Consider the following 12448-nt stretch of genomic DNA (forward strand, 5'->3'; position numbering starts at 1 on the left):
ACACACCAGCCCGAAAGGCTTAATCCAAGGGACCAACCCCCGTGCTGAGCAGCAAGAGATAAACTTACACCCGATGGCGTCATGATGCAAGCGAAAGGACGCAAAAACCTAGGGAAACGGCTCTATCAAGCGGTTTCCACGGCGTGTCGCAACAGCCTTAATCGCTGGTAGTTACAGGCTAACGCATGCCGATGAAGGGAAAAGACCATCCGCCCGAAATTCGGGACACCGAGTCATGAACGGATGGTGAATTGAAACGGCATCGAACCGGGGCAGACCGGATCAGGTGAGGGCAACGACCACGATGGACGCGACGCAGAGCAACGCGGCGACCACCACGGTGCCGATACACACCGGTGTCCGGTTGCGGTCGGAGATGAGCGAGCAGGCGGCGATGACGTCCAGCGCTAGACCGACGACGCCGAACACGGACACATCATCCCACAACGGCATCATCGCGAACACCGCGGCGATGACCGCAAGGACGATGCCCGCGATGGCGAATCCCCTGGTCATCTCGTTCGGACGTCGTTCTGGCTCGGAGGGCTCCATCTGCGGAACTTCCTGCATCGGCATGGGCTGCATGGGTTCCATGGGTAATGGCGCCCCCACAGGCACCGCAGGCTGCGGCTGATAGGCGGGCCCCACGGGGATGGGGCCCGCCGACCGCTGAGCCTGCGGTGGGATGTTCGGTGCTGCGGGTCCCGCAGTGGGCGGTTCCATCACAGCAATCCAAGCGCCGAGGTCGAGCTCGCCGCCACACCGGCTATGATCGCAATCACGAAGATCAAGATGTAGATCGCAACCATTACGATCACCGACACCAGCGCGCCCTTGCCGGCCCTATGCGCGTTCTTCGGCTGGGTGTCCTTCCAGACGAGCCACAGGATAAGGCCGACGACGGGAATGACGAAGCCAAGTACGGCCCATCCGAACGAACCGGTGTCTGCGGGGTTGGCTTGTGGTGGGTACGTGGCGTATCCGGGCTGCTGCTGGTACTGGGGCGCGTATTGCGGCGTCTGCGGCTGATTCGGATACGCCTGGGGTTGGGCGGCGTTCGGAGTGTACTCCGGCTGTTGTTGCTGCGGTTCCGGGTTGACGTTGGTCATCGGTATTCCCTTCTCACTTCGATGACGGAATCCTCCACTGGCGATTCCTCAGTCAGTCCTCACGACGCGTCTATGCGTCATGTGAACTCCCTATGCCCAATTGTACTTCCGGTTGCCATTCAGGCACAGGAGGACGCACGAAGGCAGTAAAAACAAATCCGTAATTCTTGAAAGCGAATGGTGGAAGACATGTGGCATCGAGTGCAAGGCGCAGGGAAGCATCCGAGATGAGTGTGTCCTGCATCGAAGAGGCGCCCGGATGAGAAGTGATGGATGTGAAGTGGGAGCGGCTACGGCAAAAGAAAAAACTACGTCAAAGGGCAAAACCGCGTTAAGGGTAATAAGAGCATCGAGAAGGAATCTTGAGCGGAAACGTTGCTGAAGCGTGAAAGCGAAAAGATCGAAGCGATCGGCGATTTGCGGCAGTTGCGAAATGTGGATAACTCCGATTTTCGCAAATCGCTATAACAACTATAACACTATAACAACTATAACAACTATAAGCGGACCCGAAAACCGTTGTGGCAGTAAGGCTGAGTGCGTGTCGCTCAATACGATAGTCCACTATTTTCAATACGATAGTCCACTATTTTCAATACGATAGTCCACTATTTTCAATACGATAGTCCACTATTTTCAATACGATAGTCCACTATGCCAAGTTGCGAAAGCTTGAGATTAATACGATAGTCCACTAAAAATCAATACGATAGTCCATCATTTTGGGAAGTTATCCACAGGTTTTGGGACAGTTTTGAGACACTTTGAATCTCATAATGTGGACAAAAAAGTGAGATTTTTGACTGTTTGTCCGGGCGTGTCGCGCGTGTGCGGTGGACTGTTTTTGCACTTTCAAAGCCAGTGTTGTTCCGTGGTTTTCAATACAAAAGTCCATCTTTTACTACGTTGTCATTAAAAATGACTACGTGCGATAATGGTGTCATGAGCATGACGATGAGGTCTGTCGGTTTTGGGTCCGGGGTACGTGCATGGGTTTCCCGAACGGTTGGATCGCTTGCGGCTGCGGCCATGGGCGTCGCATGCGTGGGCGCATACCGCCATCAACGAGCGGTTCACATGCGCCGCCCTGCGCGGCTGGTCGCCTTCGGAAACTGGAACTGCGGAGTCGGCCGTACGGCAGTGCGCATCGGATCCATCGATCGCGTGGATACTGGCGATGGGGGGTGTGCGTCGTCGACGCCTTGGTGGCGAGGTCGGCACAGAACCATTCCGGCCCGCGTTGGACATCCCGACTGGTCGGCACGAACTGGACACCGTTCCTGATCTACGGCGCCGGTGTATGGGTCGCCCACGGCCTGACGTCCGGTGTGTGGTTCGGAAGTGCGAATATATGGCTGATTCCCGCCATGGTTATCGCCGGTGCCATCGCCGTCTCGGCGAACACCATCGAGGGGATGTGCACGCTGCGGATCGATCGCGAGAACGGCGTCGTCACACCGGTCTCGCACATCGGCCTTGACGCCGCGGTACGCAGCGCCATCCTGTGGGTGGCTGCGATCGACATCGTGACGGCGATCCAGTTCGGCGATCTCGGTTTGAAGATCGCCGGGACGAGTCTTTCGATGATCGTCCTGTGGGTGCCCGTACTGGCCTGTTCCGCGGTCGTAGTCGCGGTTTGCATGATCGTCGCGATCCATTCGGATACGGTGCGCGTCGAGGCGTTGCTGTCCTGATGGAGGTCGGACGATAGTCCACCAAATTGCACTTTCCGGACGATCCGGCGGGCATGAAAACGACTCGGATGACATTGCGGCAGCGGTGTTCATGAACGTTGCCAATCTGTCGTCGCAACGAATGTGATGGACCTTTGCATTACCTCATATGTCGATGTCCGACGAGGATTTTTCGTTGTGCTTCCAACGTTTTTCATGTATATGTGACGAGCGTTCGTGCAGTGTGCCGGCCATTACAAAGGTCCACCACAATGACTGTCGTCGGTTTCCTCGGCAGCTGCGAGGAATGACATCGTGGCACTGTTTCCGTGCTTTTCTGAGCACAGTCAGGGGCGCCGATACCTCCGGATAGTGAAACGGATGGACTATCGTACAATCCCGTGTTTTCGTTGAAATTCCAACGAAAACACAGCGAAATCGCCGTCAATCATATCTTGTCGCGATCCTGAGACGCCTGAACGGCATGGATCCTGAACGCCTGCTGGCCAATACGATGGTCCACAATTTCGTCCGGAACGCCTGCCATGGGACCATACGCCGCAGGCGATTCTGTCCGGTCGCCGGGTAGGTTGAACCAGAACTGCAGAATCGGCTATTTTCCACCGTTTTCAGATGGACTATCGTATTGGTTCGGAGTCGGATTTGAAGCTGGATCCACCGCGTCCGGCACGTCCTGCCCCACGATCTCATCCACATACTCGCCGTCGATCAGGTGACGTGCGGCGATGGCGGTCGGACTCGGGTGCAGGGTCACGCCCTTCTCGTCGACGCTCACATGGACGGACGGGTATACATCGCGAACCTTGGCCAACGCTTTGCGGAACTTCGCGCGGAAGTTCTGCTTGCTGCTGATGCTGTCGCCGAACCGCTCGTACAACCAGTCCCAGGTGACGGGGAGGTCATGACGCAGATTGCGCATGCTGCCGGTCAGCCACACATAGGTGTCGTACGGCAGCACGCTGCGGCCGGACAGAAGCAGCGAGCTCGCCCGCGTATCAAACGGAGCCGATTCGCGCGCCAGACGCTCGTACACCTCCTTGGTGAGGACGAAGGCACTGCCGGAGAATGCGGCGTTGGTGTCGCTCTCCTTGAATCGGACGGCCTCGACGATCGGCAGGCTGATCATGTCGTGCATTTTGCCGCCGGAGAAGCCTGTGGTCTTGCGGATCGTGATGTGGCTGGACAGCAGCAGACGCAGCTGCTCTTGGATCTTGTCGGCGGTTTTGCCACCGCGCTGCAGGCCGAGCTCGTTGCACATCTGCCAGATCGATGGGATGGTGATGGTGCGTGTCTGCGGGTCGACGTATTCGGTCTTCATCTTGCCGGCTGTGCGAATCTGCTTGGCGATCCACGCCATGATCAGTCGTGGATACTTGCCATAAGGAAACTTGCGCTTGCGTTCCTCGGGATCGATGCCGGCCTCGAGCACGTATTCGAGTGTGCCGTTGGTCTTGCTGACGAAATCGGTGTCCGTCGATGGCTGGGTGGGCGGAAACAGCGTCGAAGTGAGGATCGAGTGACCATACCAGATCTCCTTGCTGTCCGGCTCGCGCCGTTCGATGTCCGCAAGGGTCTGGGGCCGTATCAGTGAACGGCCTGGACCTGCGCTCTCCTCGATCGTCTTTCGCTTGTTCGCCATGCCCATAATCGTACAGTCCAGCGGAAGCGCCAACACGCAATATTTAATTAAATATATAAATAATTAATTATTTAATTAAATAATTAACACAAGGCAGGATGGTGCAGCATCACCCTCAAAAACGGCTTCATAACGCCGTTCCCATCACGCAAGAGAACCGTGCGATGGTTGTCGCACGGTTCTCACTGCCGGTCGTTGATCGGGAAAAGTTCCGAACGTCCGTCAGACAGTGGCTACTTGACGACCTTGAAGCCACCCGTCCACGGAGTCTGCTCGGTCACGCCGAGGATGATCTGCAGGGCACCGTAACCCTCGAGGTACTGGGCGCGCTTGAGCGCTCCGGCGTCGACGGTCTTCAGGCCACCTGCCTCGACGAACGCCTTGACGGCGTTCTTGGCGTTCTCGTCGTCGCCTGCCAGCTGCACGACGGTCGGGGCGCCGTCGTTGACACCGGTGGCCAGCGTCGCGGCGAACGTGGTGTTGAACGCCTTGACGATCTTGGACTGCGGCAGCTTGCCGGCGAGGTACTCGGCGGCGGAGGAGACGCCCTCCGGCAGGGCAAGATCGAAGGTGGTGAAGTCGATCGGGTTGGACACGTCCACCACGGTCTTGCCAGCCAGCTGGTCGGCGTAGGCGGAGACGACCTCGTCGTAGGCGGGGAACGGCAGGGCGAGGACGACGACATCGCCAGCGATCGCGGCGTCGCCGAACTTGCCGGCGGTTACGCCGTCGGCTGCCGCGGCCGCCTTGTCGGGATTGCGGTCGATGACCTGGACGGCAGCCCCTGACTTGACGGCGATGCCGGCGACAGCGGATCCGATGTTGCCTGCGCCGAAGATGGTGATGTTGCTCATGATTGCCTCCCTGTGGATGTTCCAGCGCCGTGTGGCGTTCGTTTCGTGGCGTCGGCTCGGGGATCGTCCCGTCGCTTCCGCGTTGATCATCACTATATGACTCCTTACGAGATATTTCAAGCTGAGATATATCAACTAAATATATATCGCGGCGAAAAACCGTTGGAAAGTCGGCGTTTGCTGGCGATTCCCTTCACTGTCGCCATCGGCGTGTTGGTCTGAGATATATCACTCTGAGGTATCATGTGTGGCATGAATATCGTGGAGATCATGACTTTGGGATTCCTGTCGGAGGAGCCACTGTGCGGCTACCGACTACGCAAGAAGATGGAGCAGCTGCAGGGGTACGCGCGCGCGTTCAGCGACGGCACGCTGCACTCCGTGACCGGCAAGTTCGTCAAGGCGGGCTATCTGGGCGAAAGCTTCAAGGTGGTCAACGGCCGTCGCCTGCGCGAGTTCCATCTGGAGCAGGCCGGTCGTGACAAGCTGATCGACGAGCTCAGCAATGCGGACGGCTACATGCTCACCGACATCACCAAGTGGTCGGTCGTCATGTCATTCCTGTCCGTCATACCGGACGAGGAGAAGCGGCGCGAGGTGCTGCGACGCAGACTCGCGGTGCTCGACGGGGATGCATGTCGCATGTACAGCGATGGCGAGGGGCCGATCGACAACGACAAGCTCACCGACAAATACCGCATCGCGATCACCGCCATCCATGACGCGGAGATCGAGGCGGAGCACAAGTGGCTGGAGAAGGAACTCGGCGAGTGACTCGACGTTCCGGTGTCGGCTGCGCCGGTCGTGTCGACCGTCCATCGCGTGGTGGACGTCCTGGTCCCGAGGACATCGAGCGGCTGTACGAGACCATGGAACGCGAGATCGGGCCCACGAACTGGTGGCCGGCCGAGACGCTGTTCGAGATCATGGTCGGAGCGGTCCTCACACAGAACACCGCATGGGGCAATGTCGACCGTTCGCTCGCGGCGCTGAAGGCGGCCGATGCGCTCGAACCGCATGCCATCGTCGCGATGAAACCCGAGGAACTGCAGGAACTCATACGCCCATCCGGGTTCTACCGGAACAAGGCGCGCACGCTGCAGTCGCTGAGCCAGTGGTACATCGAACGCTGCGATACCGATCCGTCCGGCGCCGCGAACATGACGGATGACGAACTGCGCTCCGAACTGCTGTCGCTGTTCGGCATCGGCGGCGAGACAGCCGACGACCTGGTGCTGTATGTGTTCTCTCGTCGCGCGTTCGTCGCGGACACCTACGCGCGACGGCTGTTCTCGTTCCTCGGGTTCGACGTGCCGGACGGATACCCGGCGTTCCACCGGTCGTACGCGTCGGCGGTGCTTGCCACCGGTCTCGACGTCGATCAGCTCAAGGAACTCCACGGACTCATCGACGAGTTCGGCAAGGCCTACCGCAGCGACGACGACAAGGCCAGTTCGTTCCTTGCCGACTGGCCGAGATGACGGTTCTCCCTTTTGGGACAAGGTTTCGCCTGATTGCCGTCCGCTTCTCCTTCATCTCGACCTTGTTCTTCCGTTCTCATGAACTGAGGTAAGGTCGAAAACGTTGATTTCAAGCCGATTCCGCGAGAGTCGCACCGTGGAGACGCTCTGATGGAGATTTTGCCGATCCGTGATCGAGTGCGACTTCCCCTTTGGGACAAGGTTCCGACCTGTTACAAAGTAAGATGTGCTACGAATCGTTGGGAAACAAGGCGTTCATCGTGCTCGAAAGGCGCGAATGACAATGCTGCAGCTCTAGTCCTTGTCCCCTTTTGCAATCAAGGGCAAGATTCTCCCCTTTGGGACAAGGTTCGCATGATGCGACCAGTGAAAGGCCTTGCCAACGCTATTAAAGGGCGCATGACAGGATTTCGTCCGCCTTGCCTCCGGCAGTCCTTTCAATTGGGACGCAATCGCCCATTAAGGCTGTGGACAATGAGGTTTGTAGACGTTGATGCACCTAAGGCCCCACAGGTTTTGCTGAAGAGTGGTGCAGTTCAGTTGCCGTGCTGGAGTTTGTAAGGGGTAGGGGTTGATACAGGCTATTACTGGTATTACAGGCGGCGCCATCGCAGCCTTACTGGCAGTAGGGCTTTCGTGGGGTTGGCGCACCTAAAGCCCCACGAAAACGCACCTAAAGCCCCATCGTCCGCACCTAAAGCCCCACGCAAGCACCTAAAAGACACGGCATAAATCGCAAAACGCACCTAAAAGACACGGTCGAGCCAGAGCTTTGTGTCATTTAGGTGCGCATGCTATAGTCGCACCTAAATGACACGGGAGAAAACGGCGTCATTCCAACGAAAATCCCCTCAAAGGCGGCAACCTCTGAGGGGTGATCGCGAACCCCGAAATGGTCAAGCTTCAGGAGGCTCACATGACTCATTCTATAAGTAAAGATGTTGCTGTCGCTGAAGAGCGTCGACGTTACGGCTTAGTAAGCAAGATTTCCAGTATGGTTTCCATGCCATATCGCAGCAGGCATTTGACCCGCATTGTCAGACGTAACGGCACTCTCACCGTGAGTATCCAGTCCAGCACTGATGAAGTTGCAAGTGGCATCTATCCAAGAAAGTTTGAGATCTTCCTGCTCCAGATGATTACGACAGGTGATCCGAGTTGGAGTAAAGACACTCTTACGTTGCATCTCGGTGGTAGCTTCAGACAGTTTATGAGATCGATAGGTAGCACCATCGGTGGGCGTCAGGCAAAGAACCTGAGAACACAGATGGAGCGGCTATGGAAATCGACGATTAGTATCTCCGATGAAGGTGACCCGGAGTATACGAGAGGTGTCCAGTTTGTAGTGGCTCGAACAATGAGCGCATATTGGGGGTTGCGTGATGATGCCGAGACTTTAGATCAGTCTTGGGTACAGTTCTCACCCGAATACATTGCGATGATAACTCGTAAGGTTGTTCCGGTTGATCTTGACATTGTGGCGAAGATTAATAGCCCTTTGGCTCTAGACATCTATTGGTGGGCAGCGCGACGGCTCTATGTGGGCGGTGGTCCTGCTGTAGTCACTTGGGATCAGTTGCGTGATCAGTTTGGCAGTGATGCCGAGCTCATGAAGCGGTTTAGACAGACATTTCGTGCCGGAATTTCCGAGGTACAGAAATACTGGACAGATCTTACTGTCCGATACGGCGATGGGAAAGTCATTCTTTCTGCCTCTTCGCACGTGGTTCCGACAAAAGAGGAGCGACGTGAAGAACGCCGGATGTGTCAAGAAGCGAAAGCAATCGCTGCTGAAGCGAAACGGAAAGTGGAAATTGAGAGAAAACGCAAGGCGTTATTTGATGCCATTGCGGAAGAGAACGTTAAACGAGCTATGGAAGAGTCCAAGAGACAACCTCGGGTGAGAACCACGGTCAGTCATTTTGTGGGATCGCCTAACTATGATCCTCATGCGGTAGCGGCAGAGAATCGTCGACTGTTGGACACTGACCGCCAGAAGACGCCGAAAAACGGAGACGCTGCTGGTCTAGAAGTCGGTAATGACGAGGAATGATGCCATGTTTCCCTGCAAGTTGCAGGATACGAGTAAGACTCCCTAACGCTCGTCTGACAGCTGTTTGGCGGTATCATTGAACGTACGAGCGATGCGTGACGGATATCGAAATCCGTTGCTGCATCGAGGACACCGTTGTCGAACAAAAGGAATTCGTATGTACGTCGTTCTGGAATCCTTCGCATACGACTAGGCCAGAGGACCACACATCCTCCGTTCTTCACGTCGCGACCTGACCTAGGTCGCGCGATACGTCGTCATGCCAAATTCCCGAACGCTGCCTCCATGAACGATCCGGCACGACCGACCATATCCGGTCGACGCGGATCGGCTTACGGCGGCTTGACCATGAAACGAGTTTCATCATGAACACCGGTACACGCTCCTCTGTCCATCCCGGTTCCTCCTTATGGAGGATCGCCGCCTACCGCAATTGGTTCCTGTCCGACACATCAGACGTATTCGCAGTCAGTCTGCGCACATTCGTCGTCCCGCTGATCGGACTGGCGCTGTCGCACTCCACATTCATCGCAGGATTGCTCGTCACTCTCGAATCGGTCATAGGTCTGGTGCTGATGTCCGTCGGTGGCGCGATCGCCGATCGTCATGATCGTCGGAGGCTGATGGTTCTGCTTGGTCTCATCGGTTTGCTGCTGTCCCTGACGGCGACTGGTCTGCTTGCCGCGGGGATGATGAATACGGTCACGTTCGCGCTGATCGTCATCATTTTCGCCGTCATGAATGGGATGCTGGGGCCGTCCAACGACGCCATGCTCAAGTCGATCGTGCCGGTGGAACGCTTCGCCAAGGCTCAGGCGATACGTGAGGCGCGTGAATCCTGTTTCGAGCTGTCCGGCGGCGCTGTAGGAGGCCTGCTCTACCACCTTTCCGTCTGGTTTCCGTTCCTTGTTTCCGCGGCGCTCTATCTGGTCGCGGCCGTCACGGCGATGGCGCTGCCGAAACCGAGCGCGAAGGCGCAGGATGACGTGTCTGATGAGTCCTCTTCGCATGCGAAGGCTGGCCAGGATGAGGGGTTCCTCGCCCAGTTCGTCGAAGGATGGAGATGGACGCTGACCAGACGCACGATCCTCGCGGCCATCGTCCAAGGCACAGTGATCAACATCGCCTGCTACGGCAGCATCGTCGGTGTGCAGATCATGCTCGCGGCACGCGGGACGGATCCGGTACTCATTGGTCTGGTAAGCACGGCCACAGGCGTCGCGGCGCTGATCGGTTCTCTTGCAGCGGGCTGGCTGGTCGATCACATCCCAACCGGCAAGCTCATCATTCTCACCTTCGCTGTGTTCTCCGTCGCCATGATCCCACTTCTTTTCGCTGATTCGTATGGCGCGATAGTCGCGTGCATGGTTGTTGCATCGCTGTTGTTCCCATCCATGAATGCCGGAGAACTCGGTTTCATTTACGGGCGCACTCCGGATCATATGCAGGGTAGGGTGTCCACCGTGTTCGAAACCACGGTCGGCGTGCCTGGCGCCATGACTCCGGCGCTGGTCGGATGGATGCTGCAGACGCATTGGCTGGGATTCCGCGCCGTCATGGTACTTGTGGTCACATGCGCCTTCATCGGCCTAGTCCTGGCCTGCTTCACTTCGACGAGGAACATCCCGCTGCCAGCGCAGTGGGAACAGGTCGAGTTGTAGGTGGGCTGTGCCCTCTCCGAGACATGGATGGCCACATTACAGTGGACGCGATTGGAATTGCGTCCACTTTTCTTCCCAATTGTCCACTTTAATCAGATGGCGATTGTGTTCGCGCCTGCTGACAGTAGGGCTTTCGTGGGTTTGATGCGCCAACGAGTCTCTTGATTCAGGGGGGGCGGATTTAAAATGGAATCATCATAAGGACAGCGCGATGGAGCGCGGTCGAGGCAGAGCGAAGTGGGTGAGGATCATGGGAGGCAATGGGGCGTCACATGGCGGTGCGCGCGGCGGCGGTATTCGCGGGGGCTGGCGGAACGGACGTCGCCCGTGGGTGGTCGCTGGAGTGGTGCTGCTGGTTGTTGTCATATGCGTGACGGTGGTATGGGCATGGCGCCGCATCAATGCCGACGCCGTACTCGGTGCCTACAAGCTGCCTGCGCAGAGTGCCCGGCGATACACGTTCGAGGACATGATCGACATGGTCGCAGACTGCAACGATCCGGATGATTCCTCCGAGTCAAAGGCCGCGTTCCAGATAGCGTCCGAGAACTCAGCGGGCGCTGCGAGCGAGAACGAGCATCCGCCGAAGGACATCTACCTCGTCGTCCCCGCCGACGGCGGCAAGGATCCGATGCGCTTCGAAGGATTCCGATGCATGGCCGAGACGCTCGGCATGCCGGACGAGACGCAACGTGACCTCATCGCGCAGTCGAAACCCTTCACCGAGGAAGCCGGGGCGATGCCGATGGACTGGAACGACCTGGGATTCCAGGGCTGGCACCCCAACGACGGTACATTCCACCTGCGTATCACCTGGTACGATCCCGCCGCCTTGGAGGAATGACCGTCGTGCGCGACAGATATGGCTAGAGAGTTGGCGGTATCTCTAAGGCCGTATCGCATGTCTTTTGGATAGGTTTGTGGTAAATAATTAATTATTTAAATATATAATTAATTAAATACCACAAACCGGAAATGGAAAGACGGTCGGGTGTTAGCCGGATGGGTGATCCGGGACTACAGCATGGTGCCGTTGGCGATGGCCTGAAGCGCCGCGAGGTGCGCTTCGAGCGCCTGGCGGCCCTGCGGGGTGAGGGCCGCCCAGGTGACCCGATGCCGGTTGGTGTCTCCGGGGAGCTTGTAGACGTCGATGTAGTTGCTCTCGGCCAGTGCGTTGAGATGGCGCGAGCACATGGAGTCGCTCAATCCGAGGGCGTCGCGGATGTCGGCGAAGCACATCTCCTTGACCGGGGAGAGCATGCCGCAGATCCGCAGGCGCGTGGGCTCGTGGATGACGGGGTCGAATCGTGGGGTGACAGTGTCTTTCTTCGTGATCATCACCTGCCGCGTTTGAGGGTATGGACGAAATACCGATCATATCCGTAGTCCCAGAGTCCGCAGATGACGCCCATCGCGACGGCGACGAGCATCGGTCCCTCAGGAAGTACGGACTGGGATGGCAGGAGCCATATGGTCGCCGCGAACGCGAGGACCATCACGACGGCCTGAGCGATCACCGATATTTTCAGAGGCTTCTGTTGTTTTCGTGGGTTAGTTGGTGGGTTGGGGTAGTCGGATGTCGAGGCCGCCGCATCGGAGCATGACCAGACTGATGAGGTTGTCGACGTGGTGGAAGCCGTAGGCCATGCGGATGGTGACCTTGATCCTGTTGTTGAACGCCTCGAGCCTCGCGTTGGAGTAGCCGAGTTCGATCGTGCGCAGGATGTCGGGGCGGCGTCTGCGGATCTTTTTGGAGAGTTCGACGATCTCGGGGATGCGGCTGTGGGACGCCCAGAACACCCAGTGGTTCAACTCGCCCTTGGCCTGTCCGATGGGGTGTTTGAGCAGGGTGCGCAGGAGTTCCTTGAGCTGCCAGGCGCGGTAGAGCTGTCCCTTGGGGTCCGTGTTCCCCAATGCGGTGAGGGATTCGTCCTGCCGGTCGGTCAATTGGTCGGGG

13 protein-coding genes are annotated in these 12448 nt (G+C 57.5%); 6 read left to right on the plus strand and 7 right to left on the minus strand.

The window, feature by feature from the left end; all coding sequences use genetic code 11:
- Positions 1–282: 282 nt before the first annotated feature.
- Positions 283–576: a hypothetical protein gene (locus BW11_RS11230; RefSeq protein ID WP_140445835.1), complete on the minus strand. Its 294-nt coding sequence runs from the start codon at positions 574–576 to the stop codon at positions 283–285.
- 146 nt (positions 577–722) lie between these two features.
- Positions 723–1109 carry a DUF4870 domain-containing protein gene (locus BW11_RS11695; RefSeq protein WP_219846772.1) on the minus strand — a complete coding sequence of 129 codons (387 nt, stop codon included), beginning with the start codon at positions 1107–1109 and terminating at the stop codon, positions 723–725.
- 1367 nt (positions 1110–2476) lie between these two features.
- Here BW11_RS11695 and BW11_RS11240 point away from each other — a divergent pair.
- Positions 2477–2803 (plus strand): hypothetical protein, encoded by a 327-nt coding sequence (locus BW11_RS11240; protein ID WP_140445836.1) that lies wholly within the window; start codon positions 2477–2479, stop codon positions 2801–2803.
- A gap of 592 nt (positions 2804–3395) precedes the next feature.
- On the opposite strand, the gene BW11_RS11245 is transcribed toward BW11_RS11240, so the two are convergent.
- Positions 3396–4442, minus strand: coding sequence for a replication protein RepA (locus BW11_RS11245; RefSeq protein ID WP_258184684.1), 1047 nt, complete (start codon positions 4440–4442; stop codon positions 3396–3398).
- A 233-nt stretch (positions 4443–4675) separates the two neighbouring features.
- On the minus strand, positions 4676–5386 hold the full coding sequence (locus tag BW11_RS11250; protein ID WP_140445838.1) for an NADPH-dependent F420 reductase: 711 nt from the start codon (positions 5384–5386) through the stop codon (positions 4676–4678).
- 162 nt (positions 5387–5548) lie between these two features.
- Between BW11_RS11250 and BW11_RS11255 the strand changes: the two genes are divergently transcribed.
- The 5 genes from BW11_RS11255 to BW11_RS11275 all read left to right on the plus strand — a co-directional run bounded on the left by BW11_RS11255 (position 5549) and on the right by BW11_RS11275 (position 11335).
- Positions 5549–6070, plus strand: a complete 522-nt coding sequence (locus BW11_RS11255) for a PadR family transcriptional regulator (protein WP_140445839.1) — start codon at positions 5549–5551, stop codon at positions 6068–6070.
- Between the two features lie 95 nt (positions 6071–6165).
- Positions 6166–6777 (plus strand): endonuclease III domain-containing protein, encoded by a 612-nt coding sequence (locus BW11_RS11260; protein WP_140445847.1) that lies wholly within the window; start codon positions 6166–6168, stop codon positions 6775–6777.
- Positions 6778–7693: 916 nt separating this feature from the next.
- Positions 7694–8830, plus strand: coding sequence for a replication protein RepA (locus BW11_RS11265; protein WP_181162624.1), 1137 nt, complete (start codon positions 7694–7696; stop codon positions 8828–8830).
- Between the two features lie 365 nt (positions 8831–9195).
- Positions 9196–10491, plus strand: a complete 1296-nt coding sequence (locus tag BW11_RS11270) for an MFS transporter (RefSeq protein ID WP_140445841.1) — start codon at positions 9196–9198, stop codon at positions 10489–10491.
- Positions 10492–10702: 211 nt separating this feature from the next.
- Entirely contained in the window at positions 10703–11335 is a 633-nt protein-coding gene (locus tag BW11_RS11275; RefSeq protein WP_140445842.1) for a hypothetical protein, read from the plus strand.
- 173 nt (positions 11336–11508) lie between these two features.
- On the opposite strand, the gene BW11_RS11280 is transcribed toward BW11_RS11275, so the two are convergent.
- The 3 genes from BW11_RS11280 to BW11_RS11290 all read right to left on the minus strand — a co-directional run.
- Positions 11509–11829 carry a transcriptional regulator gene (locus tag BW11_RS11280; protein ID WP_140445843.1) on the minus strand — a complete coding sequence of 107 codons (321 nt, stop codon included), beginning with the start codon at positions 11827–11829 and terminating at the stop codon, positions 11509–11511.
- A complete protein-coding gene (locus BW11_RS11285) occupies positions 11829–12008 on the minus strand; it encodes a hypothetical protein (protein WP_140445844.1) in 180 nt (59 codons plus the stop codon). Before BW11_RS11285 ends, BW11_RS11280 begins: the two co-directional genes overlap by 1 nt.
- Positions 12009–12042: 34 nt before the next feature.
- Positions 12043–12448: transposase (locus BW11_RS11290; protein WP_258231291.1), on the minus strand; the 406-nt coding region annotated here is incomplete at its 5' end.

The organism is Bifidobacterium sp. UTCIF-38, assembly GCF_006454495.1.
Taxonomy (GTDB): domain Bacteria; phylum Actinomycetota; class Actinomycetes; order Actinomycetales; family Bifidobacteriaceae; genus Bifidobacterium; species Bifidobacterium callitrichos.

Coding starts and splice junctions, on each gene's coding strand:
- BW11_RS11260 (WP_140445847.1), top strand. CDS start 6,166: ATGGAACGCGAGATCGGGCCCACGAACTGGTGGCCGGCCGAGACGCTG.
- BW11_RS11255 (WP_140445839.1), top strand. CDS start 5,549: ATGAATATCGTGGAGATCATGACTTTGGGATTCCTGTCGGAGGAGCCA.
- BW11_RS11250 (WP_140445838.1), bottom strand. CDS start 5,386: ATGATCAACGCGGAAGCGACGGGACGATCCCCGAGCCGACGCCACGAA.
- BW11_RS11695 (WP_219846772.1), bottom strand. CDS start 1,109: ATGACCAACGTCAACCCGGAACCGCAGCAACAACAGCCGGAGTACACT.
- BW11_RS11245 (WP_258184684.1), bottom strand. CDS start 4,442: ATGGCGAACAAGCGAAAGACGATCGAGGAGAGCGCAGGTCCAGGCCGT.
- BW11_RS11230 (WP_140445835.1), bottom strand. CDS start 576: ATGCCGATGCAGGAAGTTCCGCAGATGGAGCCCTCCGAGCCAGAACGA.
- BW11_RS11280 (WP_140445843.1), bottom strand. CDS start 11,829: ATGATCACGAAGAAAGACACTGTCACCCCACGATTCGACCCCGTCATC.
- BW11_RS11270 (WP_140445841.1), top strand. CDS start 9,196: ATGAACACCGGTACACGCTCCTCTGTCCATCCCGGTTCCTCCTTATGG.
- BW11_RS11265 (WP_181162624.1), top strand. CDS start 7,694: ATGACTCATTCTATAAGTAAAGATGTTGCTGTCGCTGAAGAGCGTCGA.
- BW11_RS11275 (WP_140445842.1), top strand. CDS start 10,703: ATGGAGCGCGGTCGAGGCAGAGCGAAGTGGGTGAGGATCATGGGAGGC.
- BW11_RS11240 (WP_140445836.1), top strand. CDS start 2,477: ATGGTTATCGCCGGTGCCATCGCCGTCTCGGCGAACACCATCGAGGGG.